This window comes from Streptomyces sp. NPDC058086, from assembly GCF_042885015.1.
GTDB lineage: Bacteria > Actinomycetota > Actinomycetes > Streptomycetales > Streptomycetaceae > Streptomyces.
The window spans coordinates 148,449-167,721 of record NZ_JBHVST010000001.1 but is presented as its reverse complement, the minus strand read 5'-3'; the positions used below and the strand labels follow the sequence as shown (position 1 = coordinate 167,721).

The window sequence follows — 19,273 nt, the reverse complement described above, 5'->3', positions numbered from 1 at the left end:
TACGCGGCAGAGCGGAAGGCGAAGAGCGGGGCGCGGCGGCCAGGTCTCCCTGGGATTGCTGCCGCTGCCGCCCAGCGAGGCTGAGAAGTACTCGTACGCCAAGCGGCGTCTGTGGATTCTGACGATCAGTTCGCTGGTCAGCTTTCTCTGTCTGATCGTGAGCCAGTTCAAGCTGGCGCAGTCCACACCGGTGTTGTGGATCTACACGCCGCTGCTCGTCTTCACGGTGATCTATTACCTGATCTCGCTGAGGGTGAACGGCTTCACGCGGGACTTCGACATCAAGCACCACCGGCGTCTGGTGGCGAACTGGCGGCCCGAGGTCTATCCCTCGGTCGATGTCTTCCTGCCGGTGTGCGGTGAGCCCATCGAGGTGCTGCACAACACCTGGACGCATGTGCGGGCGATGGCCGACCGGTACCCGGGCGTCTGTGTGCCGTTCGTGCTCGACGACGGGGCCAGCTCCGAGCTCGAGGCGATGGCCCATGATTTCGGGTTCCGCTACGGCACCCGGGAGAACCGCGGCTGGTTCAAGAAGGCGGGGAATCTGCACTTCGGCTTCGGGCAGTCGGACGGGGAGTTCTGCCTCATCCTCGACGCCGACTTCACGCCGCGCGCGGATCTGCTCGAAGAGCTGCTGCCGTACATGGCCGAGGACCCGCGCGTCGGGATCGTCCAGTCCCCGCAGTACTTCCGCGTCCTGGACTCGCAGAACTGGATCGAGCGCGGTGCGGGCGCCGTACAGGAGCTGTTCTACCGGTCCGTGCAGGTGTCCCGGCAGGGGAGCGACGGCGCGATCTGCGTCGGATCCTGTGCCATCTACCGGCGGGCCGCCCTGGACACCAACGGCGGAACGACGCTGATCGAGCACTCCGAGGACGTGCACACGGGCTTCGACCTGCGCGGCCTGGGCTGGGACCTGCGGTACGTGCCGGTCGCCGTGTCCACCGGGGTGTGCCCGGACAGCGCGGGCGCCTTCTTCAACCAGCAGTACCGCTGGTGCTCGGGCTCGATGAGCCTGCTCGGCAGCAAGAAGTTCTGGCAGCGGAAGATCAAGCTGTCCAGCCGCCTCTGCTACATGTCGGGCTTCTTCTACTACATCCACACGGCGCTGTTCACCTTCGCGGCGCCGGTGATCCCGATCGTGCTGCTGCTGATGATGCCGGAGAAGCTCAAGGTCGAGCATCTGCTCCTGGTGATACCCAGCATCGTCTACACCACGATCATCTTCCCTATGTGGCACAAGGCCCCCTACCGGCTCGAGGCCTGGGCGGCCCGCATGATGTACGGCTGGGCCCATGTCTTCGCGATCTGGGACATCCTCCGCAAGAACCGCATGGGCTGGCAGCCGACCGGCTCCTCCGGCGCCAAGAAGAACAAGACCCGGCGCTTCTGGATCGGCATGTGGGTGTGGAGTGGCGGCACCGCCCTGATCTGGGTGGGTGCTGGGGCATGGCGGATGTTCACCATGAACGCCCCCGACTTCGCCCTGATCCTGTCCTCCGGACTCTTCTACGCCCTCGTCGTGGGCCGCGTTCTGGTCCAGCCCCGAGCTGAGGCGGCCGTCTGATGCTGTTCACCCGTGCACGGTCCGCCGTGCTCGCGCTCTCCGCGCTGCTCATGCTCAGCGGCTGCTCGCTGCTCGGCGACGACACCGACACGTCGGCCTCCTCCGGAGGCGCGAAGACGGATCCTTCGGCGAGCGCCGAGTCGGATGTCCCGTACGACGTCGTACCGCTGCTCAAGCCGGCGAAGAAGTACTACGGAGCGGCCGTCGCGGGCGCCCCGACCTCGATGAAGAGCGTCGACGCGTACACGAAGATGACCGGCAAGCAGCCGAACCTGATCGAGTACTACGCAGGGTGGGGCGACGGCTTCGACGCCAGTGGGGTCCGCAAGGCCTGGGGCGAGGGCGCCCTGACGCTGATGTCCTGGGAGCCCTTCGACGTCTCGTTCACCGACATCGCGGCCGGTAAGTCGGACGCGTACATCAAGAAGTACGCGACGGCGGTCCGGAAGCTGAACCTGCCCGTCGTGATCGACTTCGCCGACGAGATGAATGGTCACTGGGAGAAGTGGGGCACCCAGAGCGTCACGCCCCAGCAGTACGTGGCCGCCTGGCGGCACATCCACGACAAGTTCCTCGACGCGGGTGCCTCGAACGTGATCTGGGCCTGGGCGCCCAACATCATCAACCCGGTCAAGACCGTCAAGCTGAAGCCGTACTACCCGGGCGACGCCTATGTCGACTGGGTCGGCCTCGTCGGCTACTTCACGCTAGGCGAGGACAACGCCTTCGAGAGTGTCTTCGGTCCGACCCGGGACCAGATCCGCACCTTCACCAAGAAGCCCATGCTGCTCCTGGAGACCGGGTCCATGCCCGGCGAGCGGCGTCGCGCCGACATCCGCAACCTCTTCGCGGGTGTGGAGGCCGACGACAACATGATCGGCTTCATCTGGTTCAACCACCGCAAGCGTGCCGACTGGCGGCTGGAGGCGAGCCCGCTGGCCCTCACGGAGTTCAAGCGCCTCGCCGCGAACGACCTCTTCGGCTTCGACGTACGGAAGTCGCGATGAACGCCGGACAGAACCACTACACGCCGCAGCCCTACGACCCGTACGGCGCGGACGAGGAGGATGTCACGTGGTTCAACTCCGAGGGTGAGTCGGCCGCGTACCAGCAGCAGTACCAAGGGCAGTACCAGCAGTACCCGCATTACCAGCAGGAGCAGTACGCCCCGGCCACTCCCGAGCAGCGGCACGACCACCAGCCCACGTACGCGCTGCGCACCGTCGAGCAGCAGGTGCCCGTCGAACCCGCGTACACGATTCCCGAGACCCCGGACGCCGGGTGGGACGACACCCCCAGCCGGCGGCGCTCCTGGGTGAGCCGCGGGGTGCTGCTGTTCGTCCTGGCGATCCAGGCCGTGCTGTCGCTGCGGCTGTCCAACACCGCCTTCCAGGACGAGGCCCTGTACCTGGCGGCCGGACACAACATCATCGACCACCTGATGAACGGCACACCGCTGCACAGCGGTTACGAGTCGTACTTCTCGGGGTCGCCGATGCTGTACCCGGTGGCGGCCGCGGTCGTCGACGGATACTTCGGGCTGCCCGGAGCGCGGCTGCTCAGCCTGCTGTGCATGCTGGGCGCCACCAGCCTGCTGTACTCCTTCACCCGGCGTATGTTCAACGAACGCGTCGCGCTGGTGGCCGCCGCCCTGTTCGCGGTCACCCAGCCGACGATCGTGCTGGGCTGGTTCGCCACCTACGACGCGCCCGCGATCTTCCTTCTCGCTCTGGCCGCCTGGATCGTCGTACGCACCAACCGGGCGCCCGCGGTCGTGGTGCTGCTCGCGGCACCCGTGATGGTCCTCGCCGTCGCGGTGAAGTACGCGTCCGCGCTGTACGTGCCCACGCTGATCGTGCTCGCCGCGCTGACGAGCTGGCACTACCGCGGCTGGCGCTGCCTGTTGCGGGCGGCCCTGCTGACCGTGGGCACCGGTGTGCTCGTCGGTGTCGGTCTGATGTACACGAACGTTCTGGCAGGCGTGAAGCAGACCACCACCAACCGTGCGCACGGCACCGACGCCGCCATGGATCTCCTGGAGAAGTCGGGGGAGTGGGGCGGGCTGATGTTCGCCACGGCCTGCGCGGGAGCGTTCTTCTACGCGCGCCGGGGCCGGATGAACGAGTCCCCGCGCTCGTACGGGTTGCACGGGCCGGGATGGCGCTGGCGCACGCTGCTCGGGCTGCTGCTGACCGGTACGGCGTTGCTGGCCCCGGCGTACCAGATCCATCTGCAGACCTCCGTCTCGCTCTACAAGCACCTGGACTTCGGTCTGCTCTTCGCCGCACCGATGGCGGGGATCGGCGTGATCCGTCTGGTGGGCAAACACTTCCGCTATCCCCAGCTCGGCATCCTGATCTGGGTCACCGCGTTGTGCCTCGGTGTCTCGCAGTCGGAGTGGCGCTTCGGCCTGTGGCCGGACTCGACGCCGCTCGTCAAGGCGATCGAGCCGTACATGAAGCCCAAGGGCAGGTATCTGGGCGCCACGTACGAGGTTCCCGTCTACTACCTGCGGGACAAGACGGACCACTCGCAGTGGACCTCCACGTACGGCATCGGGTACGCGGACAAGAAGGGCGCCGTCCACCACGGCAACGAGGGTTACCGGCTCGCCCTGAAGGACGGCTACTTCGACCTCGTCGTCCTGGACGGCATCGCCACCCCGGAGTTCGACAAGTACCTCGAACGACAGGTGCGCGAGAGCGGGCACTACCGCCTGGTCGGCGCGATCCCGTTCAAGCTCAGCTCGGGTGGCTCGGGCACGTACAAGATCTGGACGAAGACGTCCTGATTGCCGGTCACCTCTCACCTTTTCGTTCCTGATCCCGTAGGAAAGGCCGTGCTCATGCGGCTCACAGTCATCGGCACCGGCTATCTCGGTGCCACCCACGCCGCCTGTATGGCGGAACTCGGGCACGAGGTGCTCGGGGTCGATGTCGACCCCGACAAGGTGGCCGCGCTGGCCGCAGGGCGGGTGCCCTTCCATGAGCCCGGGCTCGGTGAACTCGTCCGCAAGCACCTCGGCTCGGGACGGCTGCGCTTCACCACCTCCTACGAAGCGGCGGCGGCCTTCGGGCAGGTGCACTTCGTGTGCGTCGGGACCCCGCAGCGGGCCGACTGCGACGGCGCCGACCTGCGGTACGTCGACGCGGCGTTCGCGGCGATCGCCGCGCACGCGGCCGAGGACGCGCTGCTCGTCGGGAAGTCGACCGTGCCGGTGGGAACGGCCCGGCGGCTCGCGGACACCCATGCCGTGGAGGTCGCCTGGAACCCCGAGTTCCTGCGCGAGGGCTTCGCCGTCGAGGACACCCTGCGGCCCGACCGGCTGGTGTTCGGCGTCGGCTCCGCACGTGCCGAGGCGATTCTCCGGGAGGTGTACGCCCCGGTCCTGGCTGCCGGGACGCCGCTGGTCACCGCGGACTACCCGACCGCCGAGCTGGTCAAGACGGCCGCCAATGCCTTCCTCGCCACCAAGATCTCGTTCATCAACGCGATGGCGGAGGTGTGCGAGGCGGCGGGCGGCGACGTGTCCGTCCTGGCCGAGGCCATCGGCCACGACGACCGGATCGGCGCCAAGTTCCTGCGCGCCGGCGTCGGGTTCGGCGGCGGCTGTCTGCCCAAGGACATCCGCGCCTTCGCGCACCGCGCCGACGAGCTCGGCGTCCCGCTCGGGTTCCTGCGCGAGGTCGACGCCATCAACATGCGCCGCCGCGACAGGACGGTCGCGCTCGCCCGTGAACTGTGCGGGGGAGAGGTCCTCGGGGCCCGGATCGCCGTCCTGGGCGCCGCGTTCAAGCCGGACTCGGACGACATCCGCGACTCGCCCGCGCTGAACGTGGCCGCCCGGCTGCGGCTCGACGGCGCCGACGTCACGGTCTACGACCCCGAGGCGATGGACAATGCCCGCAAGGCGTATCCGCTGCTCGGGTACGCCGTCTCGGCCGAGGAGGCACTCGGCGGGGCGGACCTCGTGCTGCATCTGACGGAGTGGCCGCAGTTCCGGGAACTGGACCCGGTGCCGCTGGCGGCCCTGGTGTCCCGTCCGCGGATCGTGGACGGCAGAGGAGTGCTCGACGCGGCCCGCTGGACCGCGGCGGGCTGGGAATTCCGGGCGCTGGGACGTCCCGCGCCCGGCGGGGAGGGGAGAAGGGCTTGATGCACGACATGGGGGCGGACACGGCGGTGACCGTGGTCATGCCTACCTACAACGAGGCGGCCAACCTGCCGAGAATGGCCGAAGCCGTACTTCAACTGCCGCTCGACGGGCTTCACTTGAAGATCGTGGACGACTCCAGCCCGGACGGCACCGGCAGGATCGCCGACGAGCTGGCGGAGAAGCACAACAACAAGGGGCGGCGCCGGATGAGCGTGCTGCACCGCACCGAGAAGGACGGGCTCGGGCGTGCCTACGCGGCCGGGATGAGCCTCGCGCTCGACGAGGGCGCCGAGTACGTCGTCCAGATGGACGCCGACGGCAGCCACCCCGTCGAGGCCGTGCCCCGGATGCTCGGCACGGCCCTGGCCAACGGGGTGGGCCTGGTCATCGGCAGCCGGTACGTCGAGGGCGGCTCGCTGGACGAGGACTGGGGCGCGCACCGCGTCCTGCTCTCCCGCTTCGCCAACCGGTACGCCCGTACCGTGCTCGGCACCCGGATCCGGGACATCACGGCCGGGTTCAACCTCTGGTCGGCCCAGGCTCTGCGCGACATCGATCTGGCCACGCTGGACAGCGCCGGTTACAGCTTCCAGGTCGAGCTGAAGTACAAGGCCGTACGGGCGGGGCACAGCGCTGTCGAGATCCCGATCCGTTTCGAGGAGCGGACCGAGGGTGTCTCGAAGATGACGCTGAAGACGCAGCTGGAGTCGGCGGTGGTGCCGATCCGGCTGCGTATGAAGAACAAGTGACCCGGGTCCCGGGTGCGAGGGGCGGCCGGCCGGTTACTGGTTGGCCGCCGTCGACGCCTGGGCCTCGCCGCGGCGGCGGATCTGGCGGAAGGTGAACTCGGCCAGGTCGTCGCCGGTCGTGAAGACCTTGGCGTCCTTCGTCGTCACGTCCTTGCCGTTGGTGAAGCCGGCCAGCGTGAAATAGGCGTAACGGCCGTAGGAGTTGGTGGTCGAGCGACAGACCGCCGTACGGCAGAAGTTGGCGACGCCCTGGCCTGACAGCGAGGTGATGATGCTCTTGCTGTCCGCCTCGGACTTCGCCTTGGCCGCCTGGGCCGCGGTGTTGAAGACCGCGACGCCGACGGTCACCCCGACGCCGTCCTTGCTGTAGGTGACGCGCATCAGCCGGGTGCAGTCGTTCTTGGTGAGCACCGCGGGCAGTGTGCCCTGCACGGCCGACGCGCACTTCTCCGCCGAGGCGGTGGGGCCCTTGCGGTAGACGCGGTCACCCATCGTCAGCTGCGAACCGGGGAAGAGGATGTCCGGGCTGAGCGGCGCGGTGTCCTTCTGCACGCTGGATATGAAGTCCATCGGATCCAGCGGCGGCGGCGCCGAGGTCGGCGCGAACGTCGGTACCGGCGCCGTGCTGTCGCTCGGGATGGTCGCCGTGGCGGGCAGCTTGCTGGGCGTGTTCCCGGCCTGGTTGTCCCCGTTCGAGGAGACGACGGCCACGGCGACGGCAGCGCCGACCGCGATCGTGGCGACCGCCGAGCCGACGATCACCAGCAGTCTGCGCCTCCGGTTGCGTGTCTCGGACGCCTCGGCGAGTGCCGCCCAGTCCGGAGTCTGGTTCCGACGTCCCCAATCGGGTTGCTGAGAACCAGGCTTCCAGGGATCCCACGGAGGCTCCCCCTGCCCACCCTGCCCATAACTCATGGGGCGCATCTTAGACGGGGTATGAGGGGTGGCGTTCCGCACCGGAGGGCACTTGAGCCCCTAGCGTGACCTGAGTGCGCCAGGGCAAAACTGACATCTCCGGGTGGTTGGTGCGACACGCTTCGGCAGGCTTCCCGGCATCGGCCGTCCGGTGACGCCGGGTAGTCGGACCGTTGCGGAGGAAAGGACTGCCTTACTCTGTTTCCATGGACTGCTCGCGTGGCCCTGAGTGCCCTGGTGCTCGGGTCGCGAACCCGCGTTTTGACCCGTCCGGGCAACCGCGGGTACTCTTACAGTTCGTTATGCGTATCGGCTTGGTCGTTCTCACGCGAGAGGCCCCTACGTAGGTTCCCTGGAGCAGTTACCAGTGGGCGGCATACGGGCATCGTTCCCGGCACTGTCGTCCCCAGCTGCACGATCGCTTCAGTGATGCCATGTGTCAGCACCCATCCACTGAAGAAGAAGGCTGCGAAGTGCGTACGTTCAGCCCCAAGCCCGGCGACATCACTCGCCAGTGGTATGTCATCGACGCCCAGGATGTCGTCCTGGGCCGTCTGGCCACCACTGCCGCGAACATCCTGCGGGGCAAGCACAAGCCGATCTTTGCGCCGCACGTCGATGCTGGTGACTTCGTCATCATCATCAACGCCGACAAGGTGCACCTCTCCGGCAACAAGAAGACCCAGAAGCTGGCGTACCGCCACTCCGGTTACCCGGGTGGTCTGCGCTCCGTCCGTTACGACGAGCTGCTGGCGAAGAACCCCGAGAAGGCCGTCGAGAAGGCCATCAAGGGCATGATCCCCAAGAACACCCTGGGCCGTCAGGTGCTCTCGAAGCTGAAGGTCTACGCGGGCGAGAACCACCCGCACGCTGCTCAGCAGCCGGTCCCGTTCGAGATCACCCAGGTCGCGCAGTAGTTCCGGCCACCACCCCCTAAGACAGAAAAGAATCTGAGGAGAATCGTGGCCGAGACCACCGTTGAGCAGCCGGTCGAAGAGACTGAGCTCGTCGACATCGAGAACTACACCACCGAGTCCGAGGTCCCCGTCGAGGGCGAGTACACCTCGGAGTCGCTCGCGGGCCGCTTCGGCGACCCGCAGCCGGCCGCAGGCCTGGGCCGTCGCAAGAACGCCATCGCCCGCGTCCGGATCGTCCCGGGCACCGGCAAGTGGAAGATCAACGGCCGCACCCTTGAGGACTACTTCCCCAACAAGGTGCACCAGCAGGAAGTCAACGAGCCCTTCAAGGTGCTCGAGCTCGACAACCGCTACGACGTCATCGCCCGTATCTCGGGTGGCGGCGTCTCCGGTCAGGCCGGTGCGCTCCGTCTCGGTGTCGCCCGCGCGCTGAACGAGGCGGACGTGGACAACAACCGCCCGGCCCTGAAGAAGGCCGGCTTCCTCAAGCGCGACGACCGTGCGGTCGAGCGCAAGAAGGCCGGTCTCAAGAAGGCCCGTAAGGCTCCGCAGTACAGCAAGCGTTAATCACTGGCTGCTGCGTATTCGTACGACCGTTCGCCCCGGCGGCACGCTGTGTGCCGCCGGGGCGTTCGTTTATCACAGCCCAGGGCGTATAACGGCACAAGGCGCTCAAAGGCTTGCATGATCGGATGACTTCCGAAAACTGAGCTTCATCAGGAGGACACCAGTGGGACGACTCTTCGGCACGGACGGCGTGCGCGGTGTCGCCAACGCGGATCTGACGGCCGAGCTGGCGCTCGGTCTCTCCGTGGCGGCGGCACATGTGCTGGCCGAGGCGGGTACGTTCGAGGGCCACCGGCCGGTGGCAGTGGTCGGGCGGGACCCACGTGCGTCCGGGGAGTTCCTGGAAGCGGCCGTGGTCGCGGGTCTGGCCAGCGCGGGTGTGGACGTCCTGCTCGTCGGTGTGCTGCCCACCCCCGCGGTGGCGTACCTCACCGGTGCGCTGGGCGCCGACCTCGGCGTGATGCTCTCGGCCAGCCACAACGCCATGCCCGACAACGGCATCAAGTTCTTCGCCCGCGGCGGCCACAAGCTCGCCGACGAGCTGGAGGACAGGATCGAGGGCGTCTACGAGGAGCACCGCACCGGCGCGCCCTGGGACCGGCCCACCGGCGCCGGGGTCGGGCGCGTGCGCGCGTACGACGAGGGGCTCGACCAGTACGTCGCCCACCTCCTCGGCGTGCTCCCGAACCGCCTCGACGGCCTGAAGGTCGTCCTCGACGAGGCGCATGGCGCCGCCGCCCGAGTGTCTCCCGAGGCGTTCACGCAGGCCGGTGCCGAGATCATCACGATCGGCGCCTCGCCCGACGGTCTGAACATCAACGACGGCTGCGGCTCCACCCACCTCGACCTCCTGAAGGCCGCCGTCGTCGAGCACGGGGCCGACCTCGGCATCGCGCACGACGGCGACGCCGACCGCTGCCTCGCCGTGGACCACACCGGTGCCGAGGTGGACGGCGACCAGATCCTGGCCGTACTCACGCTGGCGATGCGGGAGCGTTCCGCACTGCGCTCCGACACTGTCGTCGCGACGGTCATGTCCAACCTGGGCTTCAAGCTGGCCATGGAGCGCGAGGGCGTCTCCCTCATCCAGACCGCGGTCGGCGACCGCTATGTCCTGGAGGAGATGAAGGAGCACAACTACGCGCTCGGCGGCGAGCAGTCCGGGCACGTGATCATCCTCGACCACGCCACCACCGGTGACGGCACGCTGACCGGCCTGCTGCTGGCGGCCCGGATCGCCCAGACCGGCCGTACGCTCCAGGACCTCGCGTCCGTCATGGAGCGGCTGCCGCAGGTTCTCATCAACGTCCCCGACGTCGACCGCACCCGGGTGCGGAGCTCCGCCGAACTCGCGACCGCGGTCGCCGAGGCCGAGCGGGAACTCGGCTCCACCGGCCGCGTGCTGCTGCGCCCCTCCGGCACCGAGCCGCTCGTCCGGGTCATGGTCGAGGCCGCCGACATCGACCAGGCACGGTCGGTGGCGGGCCGGCTCGCGGACGCGGTGAAGTCGGCGCTGGGCTAGAAGCGACCTGTTCTGGCGGTAGCCCGTGAGCACGACGAGATGGGTCGTGCCCACGGTCCTCTCGATCAGCCGTACGACGTCGTCGGTGCGGTCGGCCGGGGTGATCAGACGCAGATGCAGCATGCGGCGCAGGGTATGCGCGCTGGATGACGGCATTACGGCGTGCGATGACGGCCGTCGACGGATGCCTCGCGACTACAACTTGCGCAGGCTCAGGCGCTGCACCTTGTGGTCCGGGCCCTTGCGCACCACGAGGGTGGCCCGGCCCCGGGTGGGCGCCACGTTCTCCAGCAGGTTGGGCTTGTTGATGGTGCGCCAGGTCGTGCGGGCGTAGTCGAGCGCCTCCTCCTCGGAGACCTGTGTGTACCTGCGGAAGTAGGAGTCGGGTTTCTGGAAGGCGGTCTGGCGGAGCTTCTTGAACCGGTTGAGGTACCAGCGCTCGATGTCCTCGGCGCGGGCGTCGACGTACACGCTGAAGTCGAAGTAGTCGGCGAGGCCGACGCGGGTACGGCCGTCCTTGCCGGGGAGGGCGGGCTGCAGGACGTTCAGGCCCTCGACGATGAGGATGTCCGGGCGGCGGACGGTGAGCCGCTGGTCGGGGACGATGTCGTAGATCAGGTGGGAGTAGACGGGGGCCGTGACCTCGTCCTTCCCCGCCTTGATGTCGGCGACGAACCGGGTGAGGGCGCGACGGTCGTACGACTCGGGGAAACCTTTCCTCGACATCAGGCCGCGCGCCTCCAGCTCCTTGGTGGGGAGTAGGAAGCCGTCCGTGGTCACCAGTTCGACGCGTGGGTGCTCGGGCCAACGGGAGAGCAGGGCCTGCAGCAGGCGCGCCACGGTGGACTTGCCGACGGCGACCGACCCGGCCACCCCTATGACGAACGGGGTGCCGGACTGGGAGCCCTTCTCGCCGAGGAAGGTGTTCAACGCTCCTCTGAGCCCGTCCGTGGCGCCGACGTACAGATTGAGCAGTCTGGACAGCGGCAGATAGATGTCCCGCACCTCGTCGAGGTCGATGACATCGCCCAGACCGCGCAGCTTCTCGACCTCCTCGGCGGTCAGCGGCAGCGGCGTCTTTTCGCGCAGCACGCTCCACTCGGCTCGGGTGAGGTCGACGTAGGGAGTCGCCTCCGGCCTGTGCCGGTGGGCGCTCCGGGGCATCGGGGAGACCGGAGAGATCACAGTCCATTGTTACGGGAGTGTGGACTGGGTGGGGGGTGGGGTGGGTCACGTAGTCGGCTACGCGGGGTCACGCGGGAGCGTCCAAGGGCGTCCAGGGGGCCGGGGGACCCACCGAAAGGTGGCTGGAATTTCCGAATTCGGGCACGGAGTGCCGGGTTCGGGGGACTGTTGGCGCTTAGGCTGCGGCGCATGTGCGGAATCGTGGGATACGTGGGGTCGCAGGCGGCGCTCGATGTGGTGATGGCCGGGCTGAAGCGGCTGGAGTACCGGGGGTACGACTCGGCGGGTGTCGCCGTGCTGGCGGACGGGGGGCTCGCCGCCGCGAAGAAGGCCGGGAAGCTGGTCAACCTGGAGAAGGAGCTGGTCGGCCGGCCGCTGCCGACCGGTTCGACGGGGATCGGGCACACGCGCTGGGCCACGCACGGGGGGCCCACGGACGCGAACGCCCATCCGCATCTCGACAACGCGGGGCGCGTCGCCGTCGTGCACAACGGGATCATCGAGAACTTCGCGCTGCTGCGTGCCGAGTTGGCCGAGCGCGGGCACGAGCTGGCCTCCGAGACCGACACCGAGGTGGTCGCACACCTGATCGCCGAGGAGTTCTCGGCGTGCGACGACCTCGCGGAGGCGATGCGGCTGGTGTGCCGCCGCCTGGAGGGCGCGTTCACGCTGGTCGCCGTGCACGCGGACGATCCGGACGTGGTGGTGGGGGCGCGGCGGAACTCGCCGCTCGTGGTGGGCGTTGGAGAGGGCGAGGCCTTTCTCGCCTCGGATGTCGCCGCGTTCATCGCCCACACGCGGTCGGCGATCGAGCTGGGTCAGGACCAGGTGGTGGAGCTGCGCCGGGACGGCGTGACGGTGACCGGTTTCGACGGCCGTCCGGCGGACGTGCGCTCGTATCACATCGACTGGGACGCGTCGGCCGCGGAAAAGGGGGGTTATGACTACTTCATGCTCAAGGAGATCGCCGAGCAGCCCAAGGCGGTCGCCGATACGCTCCTGGGCCGGATCGACGCGGCCGGTTCACTGACGCTCGACGAGGTGCGGATCCCGGTTCACGAGCTGCGCGAGGTCGACAAGGTCGTCATCGTGGCCTGCGGGACCGCCTTCCACGCCGGGCTGATCGCCAAGTACGCCATCGAGCACTGGACGCGGATCCCGTGCGAGGTGGAGCTCGCGAGCGAGTTCCGGTACCGGGACCCGATTCTCGGTACGCGGTCGCTGGTGATCGCCATCTCCCAGTCCGGCGAGACCATGGACACGCTGATGGCCCTGCGGCACGCGCGCGAGCAGGGCTCCAAAGTGCTGGCGATCTGCAACACGAACGGTTCGACGATCCCGCGCGAGTCGGATGCGGTGCTCTACACGCACGCGGGTCCTGAGGTCGCCGTCGCGTCCACCAAGGCCTTCCTGACGCAGCTGGTCGCCTGCTATCTGGTCGCGCTGTACCTGGGCCAGGTGCGTGGCACCAAGTGGGGTGACGAGATCCAGGCCGTCATCCGGGACCTGTCCCAGATCTCCGGCGAGGTGGAGCGGGTCCTGGAGACCATGGAGCCGGTACGGGAGCTCGCACGATCGCTCGCCGACAAGAAGACCGTGCTGTTCCTGGGGCGGCACGTCGGCTATCCGGTCGCCCTGGAAGGCGCCCTCAAGCTCAAGGAGCTCGCCTACATGCACGCCGAGGGCTTCGCGGCGGGTGAGCTGAAGCACGGGCCGATCGCGTTGATCGAGGACGATCTGCCGGTCGTGGTCGTCGTGCCGTCCCCGCGCGGGCGCTCGGTTCTGTACGACAAGATCGTGTCCAACATCCAGGAGATCCGGGCGAGGGGTGCGCGCACGATCGTGATCGCGGAGGAGGGGGATGAGGCGGTGGTGCCTTACGCCGACCACCTGATCCGGATTCCGGCCACGCCGACGTTGCTTCAGCCGCTGGTCGCGACGGTGCCGTTGCAGGTGTTCGCGTGTGAACTGGCGACGGCGCGCGGCAACGAGGTGGATCAGCCTCGGAACCTGGCGAAGTCGGTGACGGTGGAGTGAGTTGTCTTTAGTGCGTCGATGAACGTGGTGAAGACTCCGGCCGGGATGGTGAGGGTGGCTCGGGCCGGGGTCTTGGAGTCGCGGATGGCTATGTGGGTGGGTGAGTTCGCGATTTCCACGCACTCGTTGCCGTCGCCCTCGCCTGAATAGGACGACTTTCGCCAGTTGTCCATGGGGTGCCTCACAGCTCTTTCGTCAGCTTGTGGATGAACTCGCGCGACAGTTCGGGTTCGAGTGAAGCGGCCTCCACTCTACGGAAGCTCGTTCGGTAAGTGTTGAGCTGAGCCTCGGAATCGATGAGGACTGAGCCGTGGGGCGCGTCACGCGCCACTGTGTCCAGCTTTGTCAGGGGGCCGCCCACATACGTCATCGTGCTCGAGGCTTTGGCGAAGTCGTCCACGTCGAAGGGGATGACGCGCAAGGTGATGTGGTCCGCTTCGGAAAGCTCCAGGAGCCGGTTGAGTTGAGCCTTCGAGGTGGCGCGGTCACTGACCCTGATCCGAAGTGCCGCCTCATGGAGCACTACTTCGTACGGAAGGGTGATCTCCTGGCGTGCCATTCGGTGCCGGATGCGCAACTCGACCTCTTCTTGGGTGAGTTCGGGCAGCCGAGATGAGAAGACGGCGCGGGCGTAGTCCTCCGTCTGTAGCAGGCCAGGCACGTACAGGATGGCCACGTGGCGTTGAAACTGGGCGTGGTGCTCCAACTCGGACAGGTCCAGGAATGACGTGGGCAGCAGGCCCCGGTACTCCTCCCACCAGCCGTGTGTCCGGTCCGTGGCCATGGCGACCAGCGCCTCGATGAACTCCTCGTCCGAACAGGCGTAGTGGGATGTCAGGCGGCGGAGTCGCTGTTCGCTCACGCCCGTGAGTCCGGATTCGATGTGGCTGATCTGGACGCGACCGGTACCGAGCAACGCCGCCGCTTCGACGGCGGTGAGCCCTGCCGCCTCGCGGAGCCTGCGCAACTCGATCCCCAAGCGCATCTGACGTGCCGTTGGTTCGCGCCTCAGGACCATCAGTTGCTCCTCCTCGTTCGGGGGCAGATTACGCGATCGGCTTGCTCGGGATGACAGGTTATCCCTACGGTGGGTGACGCGACGCACACACTGCGACACCTCGGGGCACCGGAAGCGCGCCGCTCCGTCCTGCCGTGGCGGCTGCGTCAATGCCACCGCCCGCCATCGCCGCGTATCTCCAACCCCCCACCCCTCGAACGGAGTTCAGCCATGCCTGAAACCGTCGCCGAGCCCTGGGAGTACATGATGTACATCCCCCACGACCTCCGCGCCGTCACCGTCAGTCGCCGTACCGTCCGCCTGATCCTCACCCTGCACGGACTGATCCGCCTCACCGACGTCGCCGAGCTGGTCGCGGCCGAGCTGGTCTCCAACGCCGTACGGCATACGAAGGGCCAGGCGGCGCTACGGGTGCAGTGGCGGGCCGGGGTCCTGCGCATCGGCGCGTGGGACGCGGACCCGCAGCCCCCGGAGCCGTCCCTGCCGTGGGACCGGGTCGCCGACGCGGAGCAGGGCCGCGGCCTCGCCCTCGTGCGGGCCTGCGCCGATCTGTGGGGCTGGCAGCCGCTGGCCAGGAACGGGCAGCGGGGCAAGTACGTGTGGTGCGAGCTGGTGGCGGCTTAGTCCGCTCCCCCCCGCCTTCCCGTAACGGCGCGTCGACTCGCCTGTCACAGGGGCGTCTTGATGCGACCCCTGCCGCAACGCCCGCCCGGCGGCGGGTCTCCTCTGAAGCAGCAACGCCCGCTCAGCCGGAGCGAGCGCGCCGACACCGCTCCCCAGGAGTACCGATGCGCGTCAAGAAGATGTCCGCCCTCGCCCTCATCGTCGCCGCTGCCGGCCTCTCGCTGACCGCGTGCGGCAGCAGCGACGGATCGAGCGCCTCCGCCAACACCAGCGCGTCCAATACCAGCGCGTCCCACACCAGCGCGTCCACCGCCGCGAGCAGCTCCACCGGCGGTCAGAACTCGACCTCGACCTCGACCGCAGGTTCCTCCACGTCCGGATCCTCCTCGTCCGGGTCCTCCACAGGCTCCAGCAAGGGCAGCGGGATCACCGCCCAGAACCAGTCCGCGACGTCGGGCTCAATGTGCAAGACCGACCATCTCGCCCTCAGCGCCTCCGCCGCGGGGGTCAAGGACCAGATAGTCGTCAACCTGAAGAACACCGGTTCCAGCAAGTGCAGCATGCGCGGCTTCCCGGGCGTCCAACTCGTGGGCCCCGACGGCCTGGGCGACACCGGGCCCGACGCCGCCCGCACCGACGCCTCGGGATCCACCGTCAGCATCGGGCCCGGCGAGGAAACCCGCTTCCTGCTGCGCTACATCCCGAGCACCAGCGGCTCCGCCAAGACCTACACCCGGCTCTCCGTCACCCCGCCCAACGAGAAGGTCTCGGAGATCGTGAATCTCAACGACCTGGCCATCACCATCGCCGCCCCCAGCGGCGACGCTCCCGACGTCTACGTCGACCCCATCGGCTACCACGTCGGCTCCGGCAAGTGAGCCCAGTGACATCCCGCGGGGGCCCTCCCTCCTGAGAGGATCACCCGCACCGTACGGATATGCGAATGCAGGGTGGGGAACATGGGCGTTCTGGTGCTGGCCGGTCTCCTGGTGCTTGTCATCGGTGGGTGCGTGTGTGTGGTGTGGGCGTCGCGGGGCGGGCCCCGCTGGGTCCGGGGCGTGGCGGCGGTGACGCTCGTCGTGGGGGAGCTGGTGCGCGCCGCCGCGAAGAGCAACCGGCGGCGGAGCGTGAATCAGTCCGGCAGCGACGGCGACTAGGGCCTGACCCGTCGGACAGGCCCTCGCTCCGGCGATGAGGCTCGTCCCGACGCCGGCGTTAGGCCGTTTGTCCCGCTGTGGGGGTTCCCGCTGCGACCCGTGGGCCGTTGCCCTCTTATTCTCGGACACGACCTTTCGAATACAAGAGGAGCAGTGCCATGGGACAGAACGTCTTCTTCGAGGTGTCCGCGGACGGGGAGTCGCTCGGCCGGATCGAGTTCAAGCTGTACGACGACGTGGTCCCGGAGACGGCCCGCAACTTCCGTGAGCTGGCCACCGGTCAGAACGGGTTCGGCTACAAGGGCTCGCCGTTCCACCGTGTCATCCCGGACTTCATGCTGCAGGGCGGTGACTTCACCAACGAGGACGGCACCGGCGGCAAGAGCATCTACGGTGCGAAGTTCCCGGACGAGAACTTCAAGCTCAAGCACACCAAGCCGGGTCTGCTGAGCATGGCCAACGCCGGCCGGAACACCAACGGCTCGCAGTTCTTCATCACCACGATCGTCACCGACTGGCTCGACGGCAAGCACGTCGTCTTCGGTGAGGTCGTCGAGGGCATGGACGTCGTCAAGGCCGTCGAGAAGCTCGGCAGCCGTTCCGGCACCACGTCCAAGAAGATCGTCATTTCGGACTCCGGCGTCGTCTGAGAGATCCAGGCCAGGACTCGTCCGGCCGTACAGCGCAGAGATCGAGCGGGAACGGCTGCGGCCGTTCCCGCTCGATCCGTATCGGGCACCCCTCGCCTCTCCTCGGCGTGACGCGGACCACACCGCATGAATTTCGGCTCGCCCTGTAAGAAGTGGGCCGTCGCGCGCATTGCTTGGTGAGAGAGCCGACATGAGGGGATGGCGTGTGACACATGCCCAACGCTTCAGGGACGTCTACGAGGTGTGCTATCCGCGCGTCCTCGCCTATGCCACGAGTCTGGTGGGTCGACAGGTAGGCGAGGACATCACGAGCGAGACGTTCACCGTCGCCTGGCGGCGCGTGCGGGACATTCCGCAACCCGCGCTGCCCTGGCTCCTGGGAGTGGCCCGCAACCTGGTGCGCGAACTGCGCCGCCGGGACAGCCACCAGTACGCCATCGCCGCCCAGGAGGCCCAGCGCATCATCAGCGGTGCCCGGAGCGACGTCGGTGACGTCGCGGCGGACGTGACCGACCGGGAAGCCGCGTTGCAGGCCCTGGCGAGTCTGTCCGACGCCGACCGGGAGCTGCTGACTCTGATCGCCTGGCACGGGCTGAGCCCCAAGCAGGCGGCACGGGTCCTGGGCTGCACCATCGCGACGCTGACCGTCCGGCTGCACCGGGCCCGTCGCCGTCTGGAGAAGGCCCTGGACGCGGTGTCCCCGACGGAGACGGCGTCCGTGGCGGCTGCACAAGCGCCGCCTGCACGGGTGCCGCCCGCACCAGCGCCGCCCGCACCAGGGCAGACCGCGCAAGAGCCGCCCGCACCAGGGCAGACCGCGCAAGAGCCACCCGCACCAGCGCTGGCCGCACAAGCGCCACCCGCTCGGGCCCCGCACCGCAGCACTGATCGCAAAGGAGCACTCACATGAAGAACACCCGCGAACGGTCCGGACGGCCCGACGTCATGACGGTGCTCGCGGGCGCCCGGCCCGACGAACTCGACCCGGCCCGGCTGGCCGACTCCCCGCGGCAGCACGACGACCTGGCACGCATCCTGGCCGGAGCGACGGACAGTCGTGCGGCGCGCTCCCAGGAACCGCGGCGCCTCCGGGTCGGGATCCGGCCGCTCGGGACCGTCGTGGCTGTCGCAGCCGTCGCCGCGTCCGTGGTGGTCGTGAGCACGCTCGACCGGCAGGATCCTTCAGGTGTGCGCGCGAGCGCCCACCCGCCGTCCCCGGCCGCCACGGCGGGGTCGGCTGCGGCGGAGTCGGACGGCCGCGCCGACGTCCAGGTCGACGGCCGCCTCGAACTGCTCAGCGTGGCGAAGAAGGCGGAGACACCGGCCGCCGAGGGAACGTACTGGCAGACCACCACGCGCTCGGAGGACGTGAACGTCGTCGGTGCGAAGGGACAGCTCTTCGCCGTGCGCACCACGTCGACCGGGGAGTGGTCGGTGGGTGTGCGTCCGGGAACCTGGAGCCTGATGGTCTCCGGTCTGGACGACGTGACCGCGCCCCGCACCGAGGCGGACAAGGCACGCTGGCGGGCCGCGGGCTCGCCCGCCACCGTGCAGGCCGAGGCCTCGACAGCGGCCGGATCGGGAACGCTCGGGTACACGATCGGAACCGGGCGGCCGATGGTCATGCGGACCGACGCCGACGACAAGATCTACGCCCTCGGCCCGCGGAACGTCTCGTACCAGGATCTGCGCGAACTTCCCTCCAGCAGTGGGGAGTTGCGCCGTCGTCTGGAGAAGCTGTACGGGGAGGACAGCAGCGGTGCCGAGACCAGCGGCGGCCGCACGGCCTATGTGCTGCGTCAGGCGGCCGACCTCATCACGATGCCGGTGAAGCCCGCCGTACGGGCGGCCGCGTATCGGGTGATCGCGGACCTGCCCGGCGTCCGGGGGCTCGGGCGCGTCACCGATCCACTGGGGCGTGAGGGCGTCGGTGTCGCGTTCCCCGGCACGGCGCGGACCCCGCTGGGGAGCGCGCAGCAGCGGCTGGTCGTGGACCCGACCACCGGCGCGATGCTCTGCGAGCAGGACGTGCTGGTCGAACCGTCGGCCAGGGCCCGGGAAGCGGGTCTCGACGCGGGGACGACGGTGAACTACGAGGCGACGACGCGGATGAGCTGGGGCGAGCGCCAGATCACGGTGCCGAAGAACGCCAAGCACTGAGCTCGCGCAATCAACGCCGAGAGGTCGGCACGTCGGCGGCCGTCCG

Annotated in this window: 19 protein-coding genes; 15 read left to right on the top strand and 4 right to left on the bottom strand. The window is 68.4% G+C overall.

All coding sequences use genetic code 11. From position 1 onward, the window contains the following. Positions 1-154: 154 nt before the first annotated feature. The 5 genes from ACFVWD_RS00720 to ACFVWD_RS00700 are packed head-to-tail and all read left to right on the top strand — an operon-like array spanning position 155 to position 6,475. Complete coding sequence (locus ACFVWD_RS00720) at positions 155-1,570, top strand: glycosyltransferase family 2 protein (RefSeq protein ID WP_389593240.1); 1,416 nt, start codon at positions 155-157, stop codon at positions 1,568-1,570. Then, the gene (locus tag ACFVWD_RS00715) at positions 1,570-2,577 is read left to right on the top strand and encodes a glycoside hydrolase family 26 protein (RefSeq protein WP_389593080.1); all 1,008 of its coding nucleotides are present in this window, start codon (positions 1,570-1,572) and stop codon (positions 2,575-2,577) included. The genes ACFVWD_RS00720 and ACFVWD_RS00715 overlap by 1 nt, the downstream gene beginning before the upstream one ends. Further along, entirely contained in the window at positions 2,574-4,361 is a 1,788-nt protein-coding gene (locus ACFVWD_RS00710; RefSeq protein ID WP_389593079.1) for an ArnT family glycosyltransferase, read from the top strand. Before ACFVWD_RS00715 ends, ACFVWD_RS00710 begins: the two co-directional genes overlap by 4 nt. Positions 4,362-4,415: 54 nt before the next feature. Beyond that, positions 4,416-5,726, top strand: a complete 1,311-nt coding sequence (locus ACFVWD_RS00705) for a UDP-glucose dehydrogenase family protein (RefSeq protein ID WP_389593078.1) — start codon at positions 4,416-4,418, stop codon at positions 5,724-5,726. Then, positions 5,726-6,475: a polyprenol monophosphomannose synthase gene (locus tag ACFVWD_RS00700; protein ID WP_389593076.1), complete on the top strand. Its 750-nt coding sequence runs from the start codon at positions 5,726-5,728 to the stop codon at positions 6,473-6,475. Before ACFVWD_RS00705 ends, ACFVWD_RS00700 begins: the two co-directional genes overlap by 1 nt. A gap of 33 nt (positions 6,476-6,508) precedes the next feature. On the opposite strand, the gene ACFVWD_RS00695 is transcribed toward ACFVWD_RS00700, so the two are convergent. Beyond that, positions 6,509-7,390 carry a hypothetical protein gene (locus tag ACFVWD_RS00695; protein WP_389593074.1) on the bottom strand — a complete coding sequence of 294 codons (882 nt, stop codon included), beginning with the start codon at positions 7,388-7,390 and terminating at the stop codon, positions 6,509-6,511. Between the two features lie 473 nt (positions 7,391-7,863). Here ACFVWD_RS00695 and rplM point away from each other — a divergent pair, with 473 nt between their 5' ends. The 3 genes from rplM (at position 7,864) to glmM (ending at position 10,396) form a co-directional block, all read left to right on the top strand. Beyond that, complete coding sequence (gene rplM, locus ACFVWD_RS00690; RefSeq protein WP_382182403.1) at positions 7,864-8,307, top strand: 50S ribosomal protein L13; 444 nt, start codon at positions 7,864-7,866, stop codon at positions 8,305-8,307. Positions 8,308-8,352: 45 nt separating this feature from the next. Further along, a complete protein-coding gene (gene rpsI / locus ACFVWD_RS00685; RefSeq protein ID WP_060895271.1) occupies positions 8,353-8,874 on the top strand; it encodes a 30S ribosomal protein S9 in 522 nt (173 codons plus the stop codon). A gap of 163 nt (positions 8,875-9,037) precedes the next feature. Further along, positions 9,038-10,396 carry a phosphoglucosamine mutase gene (glmM, locus tag ACFVWD_RS00680; RefSeq protein WP_389593073.1) on the top strand — a complete coding sequence of 453 codons (1,359 nt, stop codon included), beginning with the start codon at positions 9,038-9,040 and terminating at the stop codon, positions 10,394-10,396. A gap of 195 nt (positions 10,397-10,591) precedes the next feature. Here the strand turns inward: glmM and coaA are convergent, their stop codons facing one another. Then, entirely contained in the window at positions 10,592-11,560 is a 969-nt protein-coding gene (gene coaA, locus ACFVWD_RS00675) for a type I pantothenate kinase (RefSeq protein WP_168494664.1), read from the bottom strand. A gap of 210 nt (positions 11,561-11,770) precedes the next feature. Here coaA and glmS point away from each other — a divergent pair, with 210 nt between their 5' ends. Next, the gene (glmS, locus tag ACFVWD_RS00670; RefSeq protein ID WP_389593071.1) at positions 11,771-13,618 is read left to right on the top strand and encodes a glutamine--fructose-6-phosphate transaminase (isomerizing); all 1,848 of its coding nucleotides are present in this window, start codon (positions 11,771-11,773) and stop codon (positions 13,616-13,618) included. Here the strand turns inward: glmS and ACFVWD_RS00665 are convergent. After that, on the bottom strand, positions 13,579-13,791 hold the full coding sequence (locus tag ACFVWD_RS00665) for a DUF397 domain-containing protein (protein ID WP_389593070.1): 213 nt from the start codon (positions 13,789-13,791) through the stop codon (positions 13,579-13,581). The genes glmS and ACFVWD_RS00665 overlap by 40 nt on opposite strands. A gap of 8 nt (positions 13,792-13,799) precedes the next feature. Then, entirely contained in the window at positions 13,800-14,636 is an 837-nt protein-coding gene (locus ACFVWD_RS00660; RefSeq protein ID WP_389593238.1) for a helix-turn-helix domain-containing protein, read from the bottom strand. A 210-nt stretch (positions 14,637-14,846) separates the two neighbouring features. On the opposite strand from ACFVWD_RS00660, the gene ACFVWD_RS00655 reads away from it, so the two are divergent. The 6 genes from ACFVWD_RS00655 to ACFVWD_RS00630 all read left to right on the top strand — a co-directional run bounded on the left by ACFVWD_RS00655 (position 14,847) and on the right by ACFVWD_RS00630 (position 19,227). Continuing rightward, positions 14,847-15,260: an ATP-binding protein gene (locus ACFVWD_RS00655; RefSeq protein ID WP_389593069.1), complete on the top strand. Its 414-nt coding sequence runs from the start codon at positions 14,847-14,849 to the stop codon at positions 15,258-15,260. A gap of 164 nt (positions 15,261-15,424) precedes the next feature. Then, positions 15,425-16,138, top strand: coding sequence for a DUF4232 domain-containing protein (locus ACFVWD_RS00650; RefSeq protein WP_389593068.1), 714 nt, complete (start codon positions 15,425-15,427; stop codon positions 16,136-16,138). A gap of 81 nt (positions 16,139-16,219) precedes the next feature. Continuing rightward, positions 16,220-16,417: a hypothetical protein gene (locus ACFVWD_RS00645; RefSeq protein ID WP_389593067.1), complete on the top strand. Its 198-nt coding sequence runs from the start codon at positions 16,220-16,222 to the stop codon at positions 16,415-16,417. Positions 16,418-16,575: 158 nt separating this feature from the next. Further along, complete coding sequence (locus ACFVWD_RS00640) at positions 16,576-17,067, top strand: peptidylprolyl isomerase (protein ID WP_389593066.1); 492 nt, start codon at positions 16,576-16,578, stop codon at positions 17,065-17,067. Between the two features lie 205 nt (positions 17,068-17,272). After that, on the top strand, positions 17,273-17,977 hold the full coding sequence (locus ACFVWD_RS00635; protein ID WP_389593064.1) for an RNA polymerase sigma factor: 705 nt from the start codon (positions 17,273-17,275) through the stop codon (positions 17,975-17,977). Continuing rightward, complete coding sequence (locus tag ACFVWD_RS00630; RefSeq protein WP_389593062.1) at positions 17,974-19,227, top strand: CU044_5270 family protein; 1,254 nt, start codon at positions 17,974-17,976, stop codon at positions 19,225-19,227. Before ACFVWD_RS00635 ends, ACFVWD_RS00630 begins: the two co-directional genes overlap by 4 nt. Positions 19,228-19,273: the final 46 nt, after the last annotated feature.